The sequence below is a fragment of the Thermoplasmata archaeon genome (assembly GCA_038729465.1).
In the GTDB taxonomy this organism is placed as follows: domain Archaea; phylum Thermoplasmatota; class Thermoplasmata; order Thermoplasmatales; family ARK-15; genus JAVRLB01.
The window spans coordinates 1-20,619 of sequence record JAVYRZ010000003.1; the positions used below are offsets into that span (position 1 = coordinate 1).

The 20,619-nt window shown below is 35.6% G+C and carries 19 protein-coding genes; 8 read left to right on the plus strand and 11 right to left on the minus strand.

Features of this window, described 5'->3' with window-relative positions:
* On the plus strand, positions 1–1,761 hold a 1,761-nt coding region (locus QXQ25_01480), incomplete at its 5' end, for an APC family permease (protein MEM0160376.1).
* Positions 1,762–1,778: 17 nt separating this feature from the next.
* On the opposite strand, the gene QXQ25_01485 is transcribed toward QXQ25_01480, so the two are convergent.
* Entirely contained in the window at positions 1,779–2,006 is a 228-nt protein-coding gene (locus tag QXQ25_01485; protein ID MEM0160377.1) for a hypothetical protein, read from the minus strand.
* Positions 2,007–2,199: 193 nt separating this feature from the next.
* Between QXQ25_01485 and QXQ25_01490 the strand changes: the two genes are divergently transcribed.
* Positions 2,200–3,027 (plus strand): zinc ribbon domain-containing protein, encoded by an 828-nt coding sequence (locus tag QXQ25_01490; GenBank protein ID MEM0160378.1) that lies wholly within the window; start codon positions 2,200–2,202, stop codon positions 3,025–3,027.
* Complete coding sequence (locus QXQ25_01495) at positions 3,024–3,401, plus strand: DUF131 domain-containing protein (GenBank protein MEM0160379.1); 378 nt, start codon at positions 3,024–3,026, stop codon at positions 3,399–3,401. The genes QXQ25_01490 and QXQ25_01495 overlap by 4 nt, the downstream gene beginning before the upstream one ends.
* On the opposite strand, the gene QXQ25_01500 is transcribed toward QXQ25_01495, so the two are convergent.
* The 5 genes from QXQ25_01500 to QXQ25_01520 are packed head-to-tail and all read right to left on the minus strand — an operon-like array spanning position 3,372 to position 6,755.
* Positions 3,372–4,151 (minus strand): hypothetical protein, encoded by a 780-nt coding sequence (locus QXQ25_01500; protein MEM0160380.1) that lies wholly within the window; start codon positions 4,149–4,151, stop codon positions 3,372–3,374. The two genes, QXQ25_01495 and QXQ25_01500, sit on opposite strands and share 30 nt — an antisense overlap.
* On the minus strand, positions 4,144–4,791 hold the full coding sequence (locus QXQ25_01505; protein ID MEM0160381.1) for a 2-phosphosulfolactate phosphatase: 648 nt from the start codon (positions 4,789–4,791) through the stop codon (positions 4,144–4,146). The genes QXQ25_01500 and QXQ25_01505 overlap by 8 nt, the downstream gene beginning before the upstream one ends.
* Positions 4,788–5,150, minus strand: a complete 363-nt coding sequence (locus QXQ25_01510) for a Mov34/MPN/PAD-1 family protein (GenBank protein ID MEM0160382.1) — start codon at positions 5,148–5,150, stop codon at positions 4,788–4,790. Before QXQ25_01510 ends, QXQ25_01505 begins: the two co-directional genes overlap by 4 nt.
* Positions 5,151–5,152: 2 nt before the next feature.
* Positions 5,153–5,956, minus strand: a complete 804-nt coding sequence (locus QXQ25_01515) for an NAD(+)/NADH kinase (GenBank protein MEM0160383.1) — start codon at positions 5,954–5,956, stop codon at positions 5,153–5,155.
* 4 nt (positions 5,957–5,960) lie between these two features.
* Complete coding sequence (locus tag QXQ25_01520; protein MEM0160384.1) at positions 5,961–6,755, minus strand: inositol monophosphatase family protein; 795 nt, start codon at positions 6,753–6,755, stop codon at positions 5,961–5,963.
* Between the two features lie 126 nt (positions 6,756–6,881).
* Here QXQ25_01520 and QXQ25_01525 point away from each other — a divergent pair, with 126 nt between their 5' ends.
* Entirely contained in the window at positions 6,882–7,142 is a 261-nt protein-coding gene (locus QXQ25_01525) for a PRC-barrel domain-containing protein (GenBank protein MEM0160385.1), read from the plus strand.
* 5 nt (positions 7,143–7,147) lie between these two features.
* Here QXQ25_01525 and QXQ25_01530 read toward each other — a convergent pair whose 3' ends face one another.
* The 3 genes from QXQ25_01530 to QXQ25_01540 are packed head-to-tail and all read right to left on the minus strand — an operon-like array spanning position 7,148 to position 11,165.
* Positions 7,148–8,821, minus strand: a complete 1,674-nt coding sequence (locus tag QXQ25_01530; protein ID MEM0160386.1) for a glutamate--tRNA ligase — start codon at positions 8,819–8,821, stop codon at positions 7,148–7,150.
* A complete protein-coding gene (locus tag QXQ25_01535) occupies positions 8,814–9,782 on the minus strand; it encodes a GTPase (protein MEM0160387.1) in 969 nt (322 codons plus the stop codon). Before QXQ25_01535 ends, QXQ25_01530 begins: the two co-directional genes overlap by 8 nt.
* Positions 9,783–9,830: 48 nt before the next feature.
* Positions 9,831–11,165 (minus strand): glycerate kinase, encoded by a 1,335-nt coding sequence (locus tag QXQ25_01540; GenBank protein ID MEM0160388.1) that lies wholly within the window; start codon positions 11,163–11,165, stop codon positions 9,831–9,833.
* A gap of 167 nt (positions 11,166–11,332) precedes the next feature.
* On the opposite strand from QXQ25_01540, the gene pyk reads away from it, so the two are divergent.
* Entirely contained in the window at positions 11,333–13,003 is a 1,671-nt protein-coding gene (pyk, locus tag QXQ25_01545) for a pyruvate kinase (GenBank protein ID MEM0160389.1), read from the plus strand.
* On the opposite strand, the gene QXQ25_01550 is transcribed toward pyk, so the two are convergent.
* Positions 13,004–14,479 (minus strand): D-glyceraldehyde dehydrogenase, encoded by a 1,476-nt coding sequence (locus QXQ25_01550; protein MEM0160390.1) that lies wholly within the window; start codon positions 14,477–14,479, stop codon positions 13,004–13,006.
* 69 nt (positions 14,480–14,548) lie between these two features.
* Positions 14,549–16,447 (minus strand): glycoside hydrolase family 15 protein, encoded by a 1,899-nt coding sequence (locus QXQ25_01555; protein MEM0160391.1) that lies wholly within the window; start codon positions 16,445–16,447, stop codon positions 14,549–14,551.
* Between the two features lie 103 nt (positions 16,448–16,550).
* On the opposite strand from QXQ25_01555, the gene QXQ25_01560 reads away from it, so the two are divergent.
* Genes QXQ25_01560 through QXQ25_01570 form a run of 3 tightly spaced genes read left to right on the plus strand, consistent with a single transcriptional unit; the run spans position 16,551 to position 20,599 of the window.
* Positions 16,551–18,353 carry an amylo-alpha-1,6-glucosidase gene (locus QXQ25_01560; GenBank protein MEM0160392.1) on the plus strand — a complete coding sequence of 601 codons (1,803 nt, stop codon included), beginning with the start codon at positions 16,551–16,553 and terminating at the stop codon, positions 18,351–18,353.
* Positions 18,354–18,356: 3 nt separating this feature from the next.
* The gene (locus QXQ25_01565) at positions 18,357–19,472 is read left to right on the plus strand and encodes a glycosyltransferase family 4 protein (protein ID MEM0160393.1); all 1,116 of its coding nucleotides are present in this window, start codon (positions 18,357–18,359) and stop codon (positions 19,470–19,472) included.
* Positions 19,469–20,599, plus strand: a complete 1,131-nt coding sequence (locus QXQ25_01570; GenBank protein ID MEM0160394.1) for a glycoside hydrolase family 57 protein — start codon at positions 19,469–19,471, stop codon at positions 20,597–20,599. The genes QXQ25_01565 and QXQ25_01570 overlap by 4 nt, the downstream gene beginning before the upstream one ends.
* Positions 20,600–20,619: the final 20 nt, after the last annotated feature.

The following is a 20,619-nucleotide window of genomic DNA, read 5'->3' on the forward strand; positions in this document are numbered from 1 at the left end:
CTTCTTGGTGTTGCTGCAGGGGCATCATTAGCAGGTCCTGGCGCAATACTGTCTTGGATTATCGGCGGAGTAATAGTTTTGTTCATAGCTTTGACCTTTGCAGAAATTTCCAGCGCAGTTCCAAAAAGCGGTGCAATAGTAAGATATCCTCATCTTGCATTAGGTGGATATACAGGATACATAATGAGCTGGGGTTATTTTTTAGGTGCTGCAAGCGTACCCCCGGTTGAAGCAGAAGCAACGTTAACTTACGCATCTACATATATTCCAAACATATTTCATACAGTTGCCGGAGTATCGGTTCTGACCAGTTACGGAATTCTATATGCAATATTGCTCTTGATCGGGTTCTTCTTCCTGAATTATTTCGGGATCAGATTTTTAGGAAAATTTAACACTGTTGCTACATGGTGGAAATTCATCATACCATCATTGACATTTATACTATTGCTGTTTCTATTTAACGGCTCTAACTTTACAGCATACAATGGCTTCTTCCCAACTGGAATATCAAGCATTTTCTTTGCAATACCTGCTGCAGGCATATTATTTTCATATTTGGGATTCAGGCAGGCACTGGAATTTGGTGGTGAAGCTAAAAATCCTAAGAGAGATATCCCGAGAGCAACAGTTTACTCAGTTGTAGCCGCAATTGTTTTATATACTGCACTGCAGATCGTGTTTATCGGCGCTATTAGATGGAGCGCTGGAGGCGTAGCGCTAGGAGCATGGACTACAATAGGACCAGCTAATGCACTGGGCTCTGCCCCGTTCTTTACGGAATTAAAATACAGTGGTATTGCAGGAATCGTCGCATTTTCTTATTTCCTGCTAATCGATGCTTGGATCTCTCCGTCCGGAACAGGCTGGATATATGAAGGAAATGCACAGAGAGTTGCTTACGGTATAGCAGCAGACGGAATATTTCCAAAACTATTTCTGAGAGTAACCAATAAATACAGAATACCTCTCTTCGCTTTATTACTATCATTGTTTGTGGGAATGCTGTTTTTGTTGCCGTTTCCATCATGGTACCTTTTCGTCGGATTTATAACCAGTGCAACCGTGCTTACCTATGTAATTGGCCCACTAGCTTTATATGCGTTTAGAAAACACTCTCCAGAACTGAAAAGGCCATATCATCTGAAAGGTGCATCTATAATAGCTCCTATTGCATTTATTGGAGCTGCATTGATAGTTTACTGGTCTGGAATAAGAACTTTAACTCTCGTATTCTCCACGATATTTGTCGGTATACCTCTGTTCTATTTCTTGTACGGTTCTGCAAAACTGGGATTATCAAAAGCATACAGCTATGGAGTGGGAACAATAGGGTTAATTATAGCAATAATAACTGAAATATTTGCATACATCTATGTATTATATCCATCATCATCAATATCTCTATCCGCCAATACTGAATATTTTATAATAGTCTGGCTCATACAAATGATTCTTATAGTAAGCACAACATTAATTACGCAGAGTAAAGTAAAAGCAGAAGATAAGATCATGTTCAAATCATCATACTGGCTATTGGTACTTATATTTGGATCTTATCTCGTTTCGTACTTTGGAGCTTTCGGATATGCATTTGAGATGTATCCAACCGCAACACCGTTACTAGCATTTCCATATGATACGCTATTGATGATAGTAGTCTTTGTGATAGTGTATATAATTGGCTTAAGATCTACATATAAAACACTCGATATGACGGCTATAATAGAAGAACAGAAAGAACCTGAATTGTCTGGATAAACACTTTTTTCCTTTTTTTATTTTTTGAATATTATCTTATCATTTTCTGAAATCTTAAAATTTTCAGAGCGTATGTTTAATAGCATCTTGATCTTAGAAACCTGCTCTGTTATGTATCCGTTCAGATCATCTTTCTTCTCTTTGTACTCTGGAATTATTCTCTCTGCATAGTTTATGAGAGAGATATGCAGCTTTATCTCGAATTTTTTTTGAGGGTCTAGATCTGTAATATCTACCGTTTCCATTTTAAGAAATGTATAATATAATTGATATTTAACATTATCTGTTTTAGGCAGAAAGATCGCTTAGTATAGAAAAGCATATTAATAAAAAGGTTTTGAATATGAAATACAAAATAACAATTAAGCTCTTAACTTTCATAGAGGTAATTACCACAAAACATTTATTAATTAAGTTGATAATAATGTAAAGTATAGTATGAATACAGAATATCTGATAATATTGATAGTTGCGATATTAATTGCGGTCCCCATAATATCTTATGAAGCAATAATGATTATTAGGAAGATTAAGAAAAGAGAGCTTTCAGAAGATACAAATATTGAAGATAGAGCTTACAATTTACTAAAATCGACTGAAAGCCTCAATAATATCATGAAAGAACGGGGCTATGATGTAGCTTCAATTGAGAGTATACTTGACGAAGCCAGATCTGAATATTCGAATAAGAGTTACTCTAAGGTTATAGGATTATGCAGTGAAGCTCGCAGGCTCATAAGCAGATTAAATGCTGAAAATGTAGAACATGCTAAAAGCCAGCAGGTAAGTCCACAGGTAGAGGAAGAAATAAAAAAAGTGGCAGAAATCAAAGTGGAGCAGAAAGAAGTTCTTTCTCCAACATATGAGCTTAAAAAGAAATTTCCAGAAAACTATCTGTCTGCAAAATTTTCTATAAATATGGTCGAAAGCAAAATTGGCAATGTTGAAGATCAAAATACTAAAAATGCAGCATTGCAAATGCTGGAAATTGCCAAAAAAGATTTTATGGATCAGAACTATACAGAAGCACTAAAATATTCAGTTAAAGCAGACAAAATTTTAGAAAATGAAAAAGCACCTGCGGCAATAGACGATGCAGAGATATTAAGGTGCCCAGAATGTGGAAGCATCATAAACGAAAACGATAAATTTTGCTGGAACTGTGGCGCTAAGATTGTGTTTCAATATCTTTGTCCTGTATGTCAGAAAGAGGTAAAGCCTGATGATAAATTCTGCAGGAATTGTGGAGCAAAGCTGAGCCAATGAAAATAGTATCTAGATATCTTGGATTGTTGTTACTGGTTTTAGGTATAGTGATTCTTTTTATTGCAATAGCATCAGGCGCAGTTAACTTTGGTATCTTTTTGATCTTTCCTGTGCTGTGGGGCACCGGGGCGCTGGCGGCACTGAGCTTTATACTTATTTTTCTCGGAATTATTATTTTATTTATTTCAGTTCCTTATGAAAGCATGGAATTTGATAATAGTAAAAACAGGGTAAAGTCTAAATTTGGAGGGTTTGTATTGGTTGGGCCATTTCCCATTGTATTTGGCTCAGATAAGAAAATAGTGTATATTTCCATTGTGCTGTTGATCTTATTTATTATCTTATTAGAACTCTATCTTTTTTTTAGATTTTAAAATTTCGAGAGCATCATCATATTTTTCTTCAATCTCTTCTGGATTATCTTTTATGCTGTAATTATCACTATTTGTATCTCCTTTCAGTTCTATTATCTTATCCCTCATATTCTTAATTTCTAAACTTAATTTGTCTATCTTATCGCGTATAATGTTAAATTCTTCTTTTTTTCTGGCCAACATATCATTGATGCCCTCAATCTGCAATTTTACAACATCTATTTTTTTGTTTAACTCTTTTATGTTCTCAATACTTGCAAGCACGATCTTGTGCTCTTCATCAGCACTTTTCTTAAGCTCTTCAATATCCATTTTTTCAGGTATTTCAATGTTTTGTTCAGGAACAGTAGAATCCAGCATTTTACTCAGCGCTCTTATCTGCTCAATGATCCTGTTTTCTTCTGAAACAGAATGATAACTGGTTTGAAGCTCTAGCTCTAATTTTTCATACTCTTTTTTTAATGTTTCAAAGTTATTATCGAGGCTACTATTTTTCCTGTTTGACTGAATTTGATCCTTTACCTTTCTGTTAAAAAGATCTCTTCTGCTCTTGTGCAGATTAAGATTTGCATAAACTTCATCTTTTTGTTTTATAAGTTCATCGAATTTCTCAAATAATTCATCTTTCTTTGTATAAAACTCTTCGATCTCTTTTTTTATGAATTCTGATTTCTCAAAAAGCCGATCTCTTTTCTGTAGATTGGATCTGTAAATCTGCTCGGCGTTATGTAACTCTAAATCTTCACTCATTTTTATATATCACCCCTCCTTTATATATAGGCACAAAATCAATGATGTTGTTTTTCAAACAAAACAGCATGTCCTCTTCCGCATCAAGTTCTCTTAGCCGATCTGCACTTTCAGAGCTCAGAATATCATTTTTGATCTGGTCATAGTCTACATTATCTTTATTGATTAAAGATACAATATATTCTGCACACTTAAAGTCTTCAACAGAATAGAGATCTTTTCTATTTGCAGCAATTAACGCAACATCACTTTCATTTTTAAGTTTTTGAGAAACAGCATAGGCATTTAAAAAAGAGGCAAAATACACTTTTTCAGCCCTGATATTTTGCAGTACTCTTGTGCCATTGGTAGATACAAATATTATAATCTTATCTTTAAGGTCATGAGCATTATACTCTACTGGCGAATTTCCAAACTCAAACTCAGGCACCTTAATACCATCTTTCTCCCCTGCTAAAATTGCATTTTTATATTTTTGGGAAAGCGCATATGCCTCTTCCACAGTTGCTGCAGGAACTATGTAAGAGACTCCTTTTTTTAACATGACTAGTATACTTGAGGTAGCTCTAAAAACATCTATTAATACTGCGATATCATGAAATCTGGAATTTAGTTTATTTCCGTCAATGATCTCGATCATATCAGCTCAACCTCTATTCTGTTTCCATTTCTGTCATAGGCACTGAAATTTGTGATATCATATGGATAACCTACAATTATATGCAACTTTCCAGTTTTGGAAAACAGGTTTAAATCTGCTTCAGAAGGAAGTGTCACACCGGACGGATGCGAATGTACAGTACCTACAATCGTGAAATCGATAGGTTTCATATGCAGCTGATACATAGCGCTTCTAGAGCTTGATATAGTACCCGGCAACATAACAATTTCATATACAATATCGTATTTCATTCTCAAAAATGCCGCAAACTCATTTGGATATGTGTCTTTTGAAGCCTCGCATATCAGCCTCATCACATCTTTTTTTATTTTAAACATACTCAGATCATTTTCTCTCTAAATTTTCTAAAATAATCCCTGGAAAACCTTATGAATTCTGCTCGGTTTTCAGATACAGTTAACCGGATCTTATCTTTATCAGACACAACAATCTGTTGCTGGCCATCCAATACAAGCAGACTATTTTTGTTCATGTCCAGCAAATGTACATCAATAACCGCGTTGCTGGGCACAATATGCGATCTCGCACCCAGCTTAAATGGGGCAATATGTGTTATTTCAAACGCGTCCAGCCGCGGGTCTACAATAGGGCCTCCAGCACTTAATGCATATGATGTAGACCCTGTAGGAGTAGCTATGATAATTCCATCTGCTCTCAAATCTTCTGCAAGCTCATCATTTACGTAAATTGCATAAGATCTTATCTTGGCTATGTCCACTGTATGTAATACTACCTCATTAGTGCAATCTAATAGCCTTTTGTCATTTAGCATTACTTTTATCTTAGTTCTTGAATCAATCGTATAATTTCCAGATAGCAAGCGATCCATGCATCGTTCTAGATCTACAGGTATGGTTTCAGTCAAAAATCCAACTTTTCCAACATTGATCGAAAAAATTTTACCCTTCGCATTTTGCAGAGTTCTTAGTACGGTACCATCACCCCCTACAGTGATGATTATATCTGTATCTATCTTTTCTAGAGGAATTCCATCCAATTTTAATTTTTTTGCAGTATGTAATTCTAGTGTAACATCTGCCCGACTCTTTAAATAATCATATACTTCTTTTACCACCTCTACACTTTTTTCGAACTCTGGTTTGCCTACTATTACAAATTTCATCAGATCACCTGGCCCTGTTTTTAAATATCTCAAATTTATCTATAAATGTTGTGTTTGAAACCGCTATGGCATTTTTTCGCTCTTTCAGGTCAAAGTTCATGTTCATTATATTACCCATTCCATCAAATACTTCTCCACCAGATTCTCTCACTATCAATGAGCTTGCGGCAATATCTATTATTCTCAGAATCTGATAAGGATAGTTATCATATATAAACATATCTGCAGTCCCTTCTGCTACCATTATCATCTCAAGCGAGGAACAACCCATGGCTCTTACTCTTCTGCCATATTTTATTATGTTGTATATCTCTTCAGATACCTGATTTCCTATGTTTGCAACAAATAACAGTTCTCCGTTGTTTTTCTTAACACTAAGTTTTCTTTTTTCAAAATAAGCACCTTTTCCCTTTTCTGCCCAGTATGATTTTCCAGTAACTATATTCATTACTACTGCTTCTGTCGCAGATATGAGATCATTTTTGGCTATTGCCATAGATATAGAAAAATAAGGAATATTATGTTCAGCATTGTAGGTTCCATCCACAGGATCTACGACCAGTGTCTCAGCATACCCTCTATCTAGATATCCATACTCTTCACTTAATATATTAATAGGCAAATTTTTTTCTTGAACATACTTAAATACTTCCTGTTCTGCCACAAGGTCTATTCTGGAAGTTGGCGTTCCGTCTGCACCCATTTTTACAATATCCCCAGAATGCTCATAGTTTTTTTCTAAAAACTCCAGAGTTGCACTGCGTGCTTCATTAGCAATGTTTATGAGATCTTTAATCATTATTTGGTCACAGACCTTATAAGCAAAATCTTATTATTTAATTTTTCCAGAATATTTTTGAAAAAGCCGAAATATTTCAAAATTTTTAAATAATAGTAATCAAATACCCTCCATAAAGGGATACCTATGATGACTGAAGTTACTGAACTTGTGGGATTGGAAATTTATACAGATAAAGGATATTTACTGGGAACTATTGAAGATGTATCTATGGACGTGGATATTCAGAGTGTCGCAGGATTATATGTGAGCAAGACAAATCCATTACTGGTAGAAGATGGAGTGCCAGTTCTTGTACCTTATAGATGGGTAAAATCGGTAGGAGACGTAATATTGTTAAAAAAGTTTCCTTCTTATGTACCATTAACCTCTTCTGAAAAAGCATAATATTTCTATCTATGTGCAAAATAAGCACTATACTTTCTCTCTTTTTTTAGATTTACAAATCCAAACCTTTCAAACTGCACTACTGAGTTAATGCAGGTGCTTGCTAAAGGTTCTAATAATCCATCAAGAACTGTGCCGTCAGGCATGTAAACTTTGCATTTTTCTGAGTTTTCAGGAACCCAGTGCACAATTTTTGCACTTTTTCTGATAATAGATAGATCATTGCCCGAATATTCTGCATGGTTGGCATCAAGCTTTGTAACATTGCATAAATCCTTGAGCCTGAAAATTTTGCCAGGCTCAATAGCGTTCCAGTCATCGCTCGTTAAATACAGTTTAAAATCGTCAGCAAAGCTGTACTCTCTGTTTCCAAGCTCTTTTCTGCTTGGGTGATATGGCGCTATAGATCTCAGAACTCCTTCGTGTTTGACAGTGATCTGCACAGGGTTCCATACATAAAATAATCTTCTCGCATCTTTTTCAATAATATCCCGATCATATGCGTAAAGGTTTTCCCATGAAAATTCAATATCTACATCTTTAATGCCCACATCGATCCAGTACCTGCGTATTGAATTTGGATCTATGCCTCGGGTTGCAATAGCTTTTAAAGTGCCTAACCTCGGATCGTCCCAGCCTCGAAACTGCTTTTCTTTTATTCCTTTTTTTATAAGCGAAGTTTTTAAGAAAGTGTCTTTAATTCTTACTTTGCCGTAATGTATATACTCTGGTACCGGCCAATCAAAATATCGAAATATATACAATTGCCTGTAAGTGTTATTTAAATGATCTTTGCCCCTCAACACATGCGTGAGATTCAAAAGATAGTCATCTACCGCAACTGAAAAGTTCATGAGAGGGTATACAATATACCTGTTTTTCAGCAGTGGGTGATTTGCATGCTTGATAATCCTTAACGCTGCCCAGTCTCTTATAGCAGGGTTGGGATGTTCAAGATCTGTTTTAACTACAAATACCGCCTCACCATTTTCATAGTCTCCCGCTAGCATTTTGTCCCAGCGCTCTAATTGCAGTTCTGGCTCTAAATCTCGATCTGGGCATGCTTTTTTTGAAATCTTTAGTGCGCGCCACTCTTTCTCTTTGCAAAGCGTAATGTATGCTTTGTTCATCTCTAACAATTTTCTGGCAAACTCATAATATTTATCAAATCTCGCAGACTGTATAACCACTTCATCATATTTTACCTGCAACCAGGTTAGATCATCCTGAATCATCTGGTAAGCTTCTTTTTCTATATTATGTGGATTTGTATCTTCTAATCTCAAAGTTAATTTTCCACCATATCTCTTTACATATTCATCATTTAAGATTGCCATTCTCGAATGCCCAATGTGAAGAGGCCCAGAAGGTGATGGTGCCAATCTCATTCTGACCGGTCCTGTGACATTTGGCAAATTTTCAAGTGTTCTATGCTCAACAATTTTCTTTTTTATCAATAATTCTGGCGCAATTGCCTCTAACTTATCTCTTTGCTCAGAAATAGAAAGCGCATTTACTTTCTCTATTATCTCGGTTATTATTGGAGCCCACTCTCGCATCTCTTTTTTTATAGCTGGCTCTGAGGCTATGATGTGTCCTAAAAGTGCATTAAAACTAGCCTTTCCATTGTGCTCAATAGCATTTAACAACGCTAATTTTAATATTATGTCATTATTCATATTTTTCACTCTCCAAAGCTTTCTCCTCGATCAATGCTATCAGTTTATCTAGCTTATAACCTGTTTTTGCAGAGATTTTTATGTTTTTGCTCTCTGTTTCTACCAGATCTGCTTTATTCTCTATCGGTATTATGCTGATCTCTAAATTAGATTTTATGCTTGAAAGTAACAATAACTGCTTTTCCATCGTATAACCACAAGTTTCAGAAGGATCCATTAAAAATAATACCAGATCTGCAAGATGCCTTAAAGCTAAAATTGCCTGCTTTTCCATAACGTTACTATCTTCAACAGGCCGGTCTAGCAAACCTGGTGTGTCTATTATCTGAACTTTAAATCTTTTGAAATTTAAATATCCGACAAGTATGCCTTTCGTTGTAAATGGATATGTCGCTATCTCTGGCTTGGCTGATGAAATCTTGGAAACTAGCTCAGACTTCCCAACATTTGGATATCCTGCTACCACTACTGTAAACATATCCAGATTTAGGTCCGGAATCTCTCTAAACTTGTCTCTCGCATTTTTTAAAAAATTAAGGTCTTTATCTATTCCCTTTATTACTGATCCAACCCTCCCAAAATACTGGTTCATGATACTTTTCATCTTTGGCAGGTCTCTTGTCTTCTCTAGCTCTTTCACAGTTTTGGTACTTAATTCAACAACCTTGTTTTTAGCCCAGTTGAGCGAACTTAAAGAGATCTTGTATTGGTCGGTACCTACCAGTGTATCTAATAAAGACAGATGAAATATATTTAAATCCTCTGTTTCAGGAAAGCTGCTAAGGTACTTTTTTAGGGTTTTTACTAAACTGTCCTCTATTACCTTTACTTTGCTAATGTCCCAGTTTCTAGTTTTTGTAGCCTTGTCTGGATGATAAGCAATGCTAATGCTCTTTGCTTTCTTAAAAGCAGTGTCTATCAACTCTCCAGACGTACGAACAGCCTCAAGTTTTAAAAACATAGATGAATGTAATACATACTTGATATATTATATTTTTTAGATTATCATCTAAGTTATCATTATAATCCTCAGATCGCTCACATTCGTGTTTGTTTTACCTGTGTATATAGCATCTTTCAACTGCTCAAAAAAAGAGGAAGTATCATGCGTGGTCAAAAACTTTTCTGGATTCAAACCAATCTCGATCGCATTTTTAATAGTGCTTTCATCTCCTATGCTTCCAGCAAATCTTGAAGTTCCATCTATTCCATCAGTCCCTACTGAGGCGATCACTATCCCAGGATCATGGACCAATTTTAATAATGCTCCAAGCACAAACTCTAGATTTCTGCCACCAATACCTTTTTCTTTGCCAATGTTTACAGTCGTTTCTCCGCCAATGATCAATGCGCATGGTGGCTTTAAAGGAATATGTTTCTGTTTACATTCGTTTGCAATGTTTGCGATCATCGCACCAAGTTCTCTGCTCTCTCCTTCCATGCTGGTTGATAGTATCAACGCTTTATACCCCATTTTTTTTGCAGTTACCGCTGCAGTTTTGCAGGCAGTGTAATTTGTACCTATTAAAATATTCAATGTTTTGCCATTTTTTAATTTTGAAATTTTTGTTTTTTTAAGATAGTTCGTTATCGCCTCAGGAACTTTCTCTATAAGTCCATATTTTTTAAGGATATTATATGCATCTGCATTTGTAGTATTATCAAAAACAGTAGGTCCTGATCCTATCATTGCAGGATCATTGCTTGGTACATCTGAAAGGATCAAAGATACACATTTTGCAGGTTGGATAAGCTCTGCTAATTTACCGCCTTTGACAAGTGATACATGTTTTCTCACAGTATTAAATTCCATTATGTCTGCACCGCTGTCCAGTAAAATAGTGTTTAATTGCTGGAGATCTGTAAGCGAAATATTCTCAGGCAACAGTTCTAAAAGCGAAGATGCACCACCGGAAATGAGGCATATTACCAGATCATCACTATTGAGATCCTTTAAAAGATCTAGAATCTTAGCTGTGCCTTTTAAACTGTTGTTGTCCAGAACCGGATGAGACGCCTGAAAAATATCGATTTTTGATAATTTTGCATAATCTCCATAAGGAACATTGATTGCCCCCTTGTCTATCCTATCTCCCAGTATCTGCTCTAAAGCATAAGCCATATTATAAGTAGCTTTTCCCGCGCCTATTATAATAACTCTCTTAATCTCCCTCATTTTGAGATTTCCGATTTTTATTGTGCCATCAAAAAGAGAAACATATTTTTTTATTAGATTTTCAGGTATTACAGAATTAATGCTAGCCTCTATTATATCCAAAACCTTGCTTCTGAGTTCTTTATTGCCATGATCCAGAATCTCAGTTCTGTTTTTGACTGTTATCAATAATGCTCACCAGAACTATATAAGATACATAATTATTTAAGTTTTCCAGAAAATTGCAAAAAAAGATTTTAACATTTTATTTTTGTGTATCATAGTGAATCTCACTATTATAATTTTCAGGGGAGGATAAGAAAAGATTAAGTATTATAAAGATAATAGATTTTGACATGAGCGATACAAAAATTGTAGTTACTGTTGGACCAGCTTGCGATGAAGAAATAATCTTGAAAAAATTATTTGTTAACGGATTGTCAGCAGTAAGAATAAATACGGCACATGCAGAAAAAGGATATATAACAAAAATTAAAAACAGGGTAGAAAAACTTAATAGAGAGCTTAATACGTTCGTGGGAGTGATGGTTGATTTAAAAGGGCCAGAGCTGAGAACAGTTGATACAGATGAGTTTTTGATCAGGTCTGGGGCCACGTATGAACTATCCAATAAAACAAAAAAAGGAGAATCTATCCAGATCAATTTCCCAAATATACTTGAGACCCTTGATGCCGGAGACAATATACTTATGAGTGATGGAAAATTCAGGTTTCAGGTAGTGTCAAAAAGCAATAATGGTATTATCGTAAAAGCTCTGGATAGTGGAACGATCAGAGATAAAAGCAGGGTAAATGTGCCAGGAAAGTATCTGGATCTAGGTGTAATTACAAATAAGGATGAAATGTTCTTAAAAGAAAGCATAAAAGCAAACGTAGACTTTTTTGCTTTGTCATTTGTCCAGAAAAGAGAGAATGTAGAAGAACTTCAAAAAATAGTAATGGAGAATCATGGCGATCAAGCTATAATTTCAAAGATAGAGACAAAAAGTGGGTTAAGAAATCTTAACGACATTGTGAAAGTTTCAGATTTTATAATGGTGGCAAGAGGAGACCTGGGTGTTGAGCTGCCACTGGAAGAGATCGGATTGATTCAGAAAAAGATAATTAATGAATCACACAAATATGGGGTGCCTACAATAGTGGCAACACAAATGCTTGAATCGATGGTTAATGCGAGCTCTCCTACAAGGGCTGAAGTTTCGGATATTACCAATGCTATACTCGATAATGCTGATGCAGTAATGCTGTCTGAAGAAACAGCAATAGGAAAGTTTCCAGAGCAGGCAGTATTATATCTCAAAAAAATATTAAATTTTGTAGAGACAAAAACATTAAATTTTAATGAACCTGCAGAATTTCTGGGAAATCGTGTTGCATATTCTATAAGTAAAGCGTCAAAAGTAATAGCTGAAGAAATTGAAGCAGACGGGATAGTCGCGTTTACCAGATCTGGAAACACCGCCAGAATGATTTCGGCGGTCAGACCGGGAGTGCCTATTTATTCTGTTATTTCTGATCAGGGTTTGGCAAGAAGAATAAATTTGTTGAGAGGCATAAAACCACTGTTAGTGTCAGATAAGCAGAATCTTGAGAGCTCTGAATATATTGCAGAGTTAGAACGAATGTACGGAATAAAAAGAGGATCAAGATTGGTAGTAACCTCCGGAGCACCATATTTTAAATTTGGAGGAACTAATGACGTAATGATCATAACTGCAGGCGAGTTTTTAGGGCGTGGCTATCCTTCTGGAAAATCTGTAAGAGGTTTAGTTTCAACAAATAAAAAAACTGGAGACATACTTTTTTTAGACTATGAAATTGACAAGATTCAAGAACATTTTAAGAATTTTAAAGGTATAATATTTACCAAGCCTGTTAATCACAAAATTATGGATGAGATTGAAAAGCTAGGAATAACGGGTGTGTATAATACTAAAATGCTTAAAAAAATTAAAGAAAAAGATACAGTTTTCATTGACGGCTATACTGGGATTATAACTAAATGATCAGTTGAAAACATCGTCTCTTATCGTATTTATTTTGAGCTCTGAGCCTGAATAATCTACATACACATTTTTCAGTTTCAAATACTCTTCAATACCCTGTCTGCTCCCTTCTCCTGCCTGCCCGGTCATCCTGAATCCAGTATGGTATCCCTGTGAAGCTTCTGGACCAGGCATGTTCACATACAACTCTCCAAACCTTACTTTTTCAGCAGCTGTAAATATGAAATCAGGGTCTTTTGTAAATAGATAAGAAGCAAGCCCATATTTAGAGTCGTTAGCTTTTTTTAAGGTTTCTTGAATGTTTGAAACTCTGGCTGAGCCTATAACAGGGCCAAAAATCTCTTCCTGAAACAGTGGAGAATTCTGTGCAACGTTTTCTATTATTGTTGGCTCGAAGAAAAAGCCATATTTGAATTTGCCTTTTAAATCTGGTTTTTTGCCACCTGTCAGGATGTTTAAACCATCCTCTTTTGCTTTTTCTACAAAGTTTTGAGTAGTTTTAAGAGCAGAATCATTTATCAGTGGCCCCACATCTGAAACTCTCGGATCCCCGATCCTGAGCTTCTTTACTATATTTTTGAATTTATTCATGAAAGAATCATATATTTCCTCATGAACGTAAAGTCTTTCTGCAGCTATGCAGGATTGCCCGGCATTAAGAAATTTGGCCCATATTAAGGTTTTCAAAGCGTTTTTTATGTCTGCATCTTTCCATACTATAAACGGAGCTTTGCCGCCAAGTTCCAGAATGAGTTTTGCCATGTTTTTTGAGGCGTTCTGCATAATTCTCTGACCGGTAGCTGTAGAACCGGTCATTGTAACCAATGCAACTTTTTGATGTGATACTATATAATCTCCAATTTCACTGCCTTTTCCAGTTACAAGATTGATGACACCTCTTGGAATGCCAGCCTCTTCAAATTTCTTTACGAGCCATTCTGCAGTAAACGGAGTATCACTGCTCGGCTTCAAGACAACAGTATTTCCAGTGAGCAGTGCAGGTGCCAGTTTCCTGACCACCATCGCTGCTGGAAAATTCCATGGAGTAAGGGCTACAACCACTCCGTACGGAACTTTATATTGAAAAATCTTGCGCCTGCTGTTCTCTCCTTCTACCACGTATCCATTTAACTTTCTTGCAAATTCTGCATAATACTGGATCTGATCTAATACTCCATTAACCTCATCTTCTGCTTCTCTGAGAATCTTGCCATTTTCAGCAACTAATAGCTCTTTCAGTTCCTCTCTTTCAGCAGAAATCAAGCGATGAACAGAATATAATATTTTAGATCGGTCGACAGAAGTCAAATCTGACCATTTATAAAAACTTTCTTCAGCAGCGTCTATAGCAGCATCTACATCTTTTTTTGAGCCTGCAGGAAAAGTGCCTAATACCTCGCCTGTGCTGGGATTTATTTTTTTTATAGACTCCCCGGTTTCTGACAAAACCCATTCTCCATTTATAAACATTTTCATAATTATATTATAATAGTTCTCATACTTAAATTTGTTCTTGAAAAAATATTAGAAATGATAATCAAAATTTCATTTTGCTTCAGTATACTCTAAAACCGTAAGTATAAATTCAGCATGGCTCCAGATCAAAGGAGATACTGATAATACTGTATTATCATATGGATTGATCTGTTCTGATAAGACCCCAGAGTTCTGCTTGTGATTCAGTACCCATCTTATTAGTTCTACTGCTTTATCTATCTCTTTCATTCTTATAAAATATCTTGCAGCCCATAAAGTTGTAATAATCCATGGATTTCCAGGAATATGAGAATCTTCTTTCGTTTTCTGATACGTATCATTTTCATATCTTGCAAGGCCACCTACATTTTTTACCCATAATTTCTGTAATATTATGTTCATATTTGACTGCATTCTCGTGTCTTTGACATCTTTCATATCAAAAAGAAATAAGGCCATATTCTGAGAATCTACAGTGAAATCTGGAACATTGTTAATAAGCGCTCTTGCATAGTACCCTTTCTCCTCAGAATAAAAATATTTTTCGAAAGATTCAGACATCTTTTTAGCCGCAGCATTGTATTTTTCAACAAGCTCGAAATCTCCAAAAGTTCTCGCAAAATTAGCTGCAGCTTTTAATCCAGCATAAGTAGTGGCCACAGTAAAAGTATGCACCCCGTACCTTTCCTCCCATAGATCATAAGAGCTCTTTGGCAGCCCGTTTTCATCTGTGAACTTTACTAAAAAATCAGCACTTTTTTTTATCAGAGCATCATAAAACGGAAAGAAATATTCTATATCCAGAGATTGCAAATAGTATTGCCATAATGCCCATATCACCAGTGCAGTTTCATCTTCCTGAATCGGTATGATGGGTTCATTGTTAATGATTCTTGGAATCCAGCTGCTCGCTATTTTTCCGTCTGCAGTGTATTTATGATAAAAATACCCATCTTTCGATACAGTTCCTAAAGCAAAATCAAAGAATCTTCTTGAGGCGCTGAAATGCAACGTTTTAGTAAGCGCATATGCTGCCAAGGCTGCATCTCTGGGCCAGACATAGTAATATCCATCCCTACTGTCTTTAAGTATGTCACTATCTGACGAAGCCATAATTCCGCCCTTATTATTTATATGCGTTCTGATTATAAACTGCGATTTTTTAAATAGAGACGCAATGTCAGAGTTAACAGCAATCTTCTTTTTTGCGCTCCAAACCTCCCAGTAATTATTTGTTCTTCTATACATTTCTCTCAACTGATCAATGCTGAGATTGCTCTTATCTTTTATGATCTCGTCCATATTTTCGCCACATATTAAAAAATAATAGAATGTTCTCGTTTCTCCTGGCTGTATGATTATCGTATTACTTATCACTGAATCTACGGATCCTATAGCTACAGGATTAAACGATAGCTTGCTATCTTCAGCATCTTTCCATGTGCCTTCAAATCCCCTAAAAGCCTTGATGCCTATTGCATACTGATCATTGGTATTGTTAAGATCGTCCAGTGTAGCTGCTAAAAAATATCTGCTACCTTTATAGTGGATCACTGAGTTCAATTCAGGATAGTAAAATGCAGTGTCACCTATATCATTTCCATATATGTAGAAATCATGATGGAAAAAGAACTTTATTTCTTGAGGTGCATTGCTTTGATTAAAGATGTTAACCTTTCTGACATAAATATTCTGGTATATATCCACAAAATCCAGGTTCTCAAATTTTAACTGGTCAATCTGATACTTTACATTACCTATCATCGTATCATCCAGATAATCCATGGAAGTAATGAGAGAGTGGTCAATCCATCTAAAATGATCATTGATGGATACACCGAACCTGAAAGGGTGGCCCACAGCATGATTATCAGACTGGTCATGAGCATAGTAAAAATCTACAATTCTATAATCTTTATCAAAGCTTACTAAAACTCTGCCATTTCCAATAGGCAAGTACCTTACCATAAAATAGTATCTGTATTCTTAAATTTAAAGCTTTTGATAAACAGCCTATTTTTATAATCAATAAAACAAAGATTTATTAATTACATTATGCTAAATCAGTAATATGAACTATGATGAAGAATGGTTAATAAGCAACAGAAATGGAAGTTATGCCTCTTCCTCAGCATCGTTTTCAAATCTCCGTACCTATCATGGCTTGTATGTTAAAAATATGAACGCACAGTTTGACAGATATGTGCTATTATCAAAGTTATTTGAAGAGCTGGAATTTGAAAATAAGAAGATAAATCTGGATACCAATTACTATCCGGACGTGATTTATCCTGAGGGCTATAAATATCTTCAGAATTTTGAGCCTGCACCAATTCCCACTTTTTATTATGATTTAGAAGACACCAAACTTGTAAAAAAGATAATAATAGACCCAGAAAAAGATATAGTAATGATAAAATACAAAGTTACAGGCAAACTACCAAAATATTTCAGGTTATTTCCTCTGTTAGCGTTCAGAAATTATCACAACACAATGAAACGAGATGACAGAAAAATTGAATTTGCAGAAGAACAGCTTGCTTACAAATTTTTTTCAGACAACCTGTTTTTGAAAATTGCCAAAATTGGAAGCTTTAAAGAAGATAAGCTGTGGTACTACAATTTTCAGTATATTAGAGATAGAGAGCGTGGCTGCAATTACGAAGATGACCTGTATTTACCAGGGTACATAGAACTGGAAAATATCGAAGATACAGTGACAGTTTCCATTTACACGGATGAAGCTCCAGATTACACATTTGAAGAAGTTGAAAAGAGATATTTATCGTCTCTATCTTCCATTCGCCTTAAAAATGAAAATATTAGAAAAATAGTTAGAAATTCAACATATTTTTTGACAAGAGATAACATAATTGCAGGATATTACTGGTTTACACCTTGGGCTAGGGACACGTTTATATCATTGCCAGGGCTTGTGCTGATCCCTAAAAGGTATCAGCTGGCTAAGGAGATATTATTAAATTACACACAAAGGATAAAAAATGGATTGACACCAAAAACTATATCTGAACCTGATAATTACAGCACTGCAGACTCATCATTATGGTACATATATGCAGTGTATAAGTATTATAAATATACACAGGACCTGAGCATTATAAAATTGGTGTATCCTAAGATCCTTGAAATAATTGAAAGCTACAGGAAAGGTAACGCTTATTTTGAGATGATAGATTCTCTGATAAAAGTTAAAAAACCACAGTTAACATGGATGGATGCCAGCATAGGGGATATGATAATTACTCCCAGAGTTGGCTATCCTGTAGAAATTAATGCACTATGGTATAACGCTCTGGAAATTGTCAGGTTTATGGCTAAAAAGCAGAAAGTTGAATATCCACAATATCTCGATCTCCTGATCCCAGAAGTCAGGGAAAAGTTTAAAGCTAAATTTGTAAAAGATGACATCATTCTGGATGTGGCAGAGCCTGATGACTATAGCATCCGCCCAAACTTCATATTTGCATTTTCACTGCCTTATCCAGTTCTGGATAACTTTTCAAAATATTTGGAACTGGTAAAATCTAAATTATTAACTCCTTTAGGGTTGAGAACTCTTATTCAGGATGATAAACGATACATAGGTACCTATGAAGGAGATCAGTACCATAGAGATTCTGCATATCATAATGGATCAATATGGCCGTGGCTTGCAGGGCCATATATCACTGCATCAGTAAATGCAGGCACTAATCCTACTGAGCTCTTAGAATATTTCAAAGAGCTGTATTCATTGTCGAAAATACCAGAGCTATTTGATGGTGATGAGCCACATAAGCCACGAGGATGCATTATTCAGGCTTGGAGTTATGGTGAGTTGATAAGGGCATATTATGAAGACTTAAAGAGATAAACTATGAAAATCACGGTTATAGGATGGGAACTACCACCAGCATTTTCAGGTGGACTTGGAATACATACAATTAACCTGTTCAGCATAATAAGCAAGTTTGCGGAAGTAGAGATATATATCCCAAATATGGCAAGATTATATCCTGTTTATCCGTTTTCTGTAAAAACTATCCCTCTGACATCGCAGGGATTTAAAAGTGGTTATGAACCTATTATTACAAACTTTTACGAAGCGGTTGAAGAGTATAATCAGAAAGTTGTGAAAGCTTTTAATCCTAAAAATACAGCGGTAATTCACTGCCATGACTGGATCACGTTTAAAGCGGGCATAGAGCTTAAAGAAAAATATGGCATACCTCTCGTGGTGACTGTTCACAGCACTGAAATAGACAGGTCAGGAAACTTTTATCCGCAAAGGGCAATAATGGACATAGAGGAGCAAGGGCTAAAAAAAGCGGATCATATAATTGCAGTGTCAGATTATACTAAAAAAATAATAACAGATACTTATGATATTCCAGATTCTAAAATCACCACAATATACAATGGATTGGGCAAACATTTCTCTTCAATTCCGCCAAAAAACTATGATTTATCGGGATATGTATTATATTTTGGCAGGGTCACTATGCAAAAAGGCCCCATATTCTTCGTAGAAGCCGCTAAAAAAGTTATTGATAAGATTCATGATGTAAAATTCATAATGGCTGGAACTGGAGAGCAATTAGAGGAAATGAAAGCTCTATCAAAAACGCTTTTCATTAATAAAAATATGATATTTACTGGCTTTGTAGAATTTAATAAAGCGATGCAATATTATCGAAATAGTGACTTATTCATCTTGCCTGCCGTTTCAGAGCCATTTGGCATAACTGTTCTTGAGGCCATGAGTTCAGGGACACCTGCTATAATAAGCAAAACTACAGGCGTAGGAGAAGTATTGAAAAATATACTTAAGGCAGATTTTTGGGATACAGATCTCATTGCAGAGTATATAATAGGAGCAATAAAGTACAGAAGCCTTAGAAGCACTTTAGGCTCGATGGGGCAGATGGAGGCAAAGAAGTTTACTTGGGAAAAAGCAGCAATAAAAACAATGGAGGTGTATCTATCTTTATGAAAAACGTGGTGTTTTATTTTGAAGTACACCAGCCCAGGAGGCTGAGAATCTACAGAATGAAGGAGATCGGCATCAATCATGACTATTTTTGGGAAGAGAAAAACAGAGATATTTTTATGAGAGCGGCAAAAAAATGTTATATACCGACCACTAGATTGTTTATAGAACATGGTATAAAAGCCAGTTTCTCCCTGTCTGGAACTTTTTTAGAGCAGGCAATTGAATATGAGCCGGAAGTTATAGAAACTTTCAAAGAATATTTTAAAACAGGGCTTGGAGAACTGTTAAGTGAAACATATTACCACAGTCTTGCATCTTTATGGGATCGAGATGAGTTTATGGCACAGGTAAAGGAACAAGAAGAGATGATATGGAAACTTTTCAAGATAAAACCAAAGACTTTTAGAAATACAGAATTGCTTTATAATGACGATATTTCAAGATATGTATCTTCCATGGGCTATGCCAATATAATTGCAGAAGGCACAGATTCGTTGATATCCGCGCATAATCCAAACTATATTTACAGATCCGTATCAAACTTAAACTTGTTTTTAAGAAACTATCGGCTGAGCGATGACATATCTTTCAGGTTCTCAACATGGAACTGGCCTGAGTATCCTCTTACAGCGGATAAGTACGCAAGATGGATAGACAGTGCCCCAGGAGACATGGCAAATCTGTTTATGGACTATGAAACTTTTGGAGAGCATCAGGTTTCAGATACTGGTATATTTGAGTTTCTTAAATACCTGCCAATAGAATTTAAAAACAGAGGAATTAAAATGCTCACGATAAACGAAGCAGCACAATCTTTTGAAAGAAGAGAGATGATAAAAGTTTCAGAGGCAATTTCTTGGGCAGATGTGAATAGAGATGTATCTCCATGGCTAGGGAACGATATGCAGAAAGAAGCATTTAAAGAGCTTCAAAAATTGAAAAGCAGTAACAATAAGCAGATATGGAGACATCTGCAGACTTCAGATCTACTCTATTATATGTCTACAGGAACTTCTCCTGATCAGATTGTACATGAATATTTTAATCCTTACAAGTCACCATACTATGCATTTTTAACATATATGGCAATACTTGAAGATTTCAGGAGGAACACTGGCATAGATTAAAAATAACATATGATAAATAT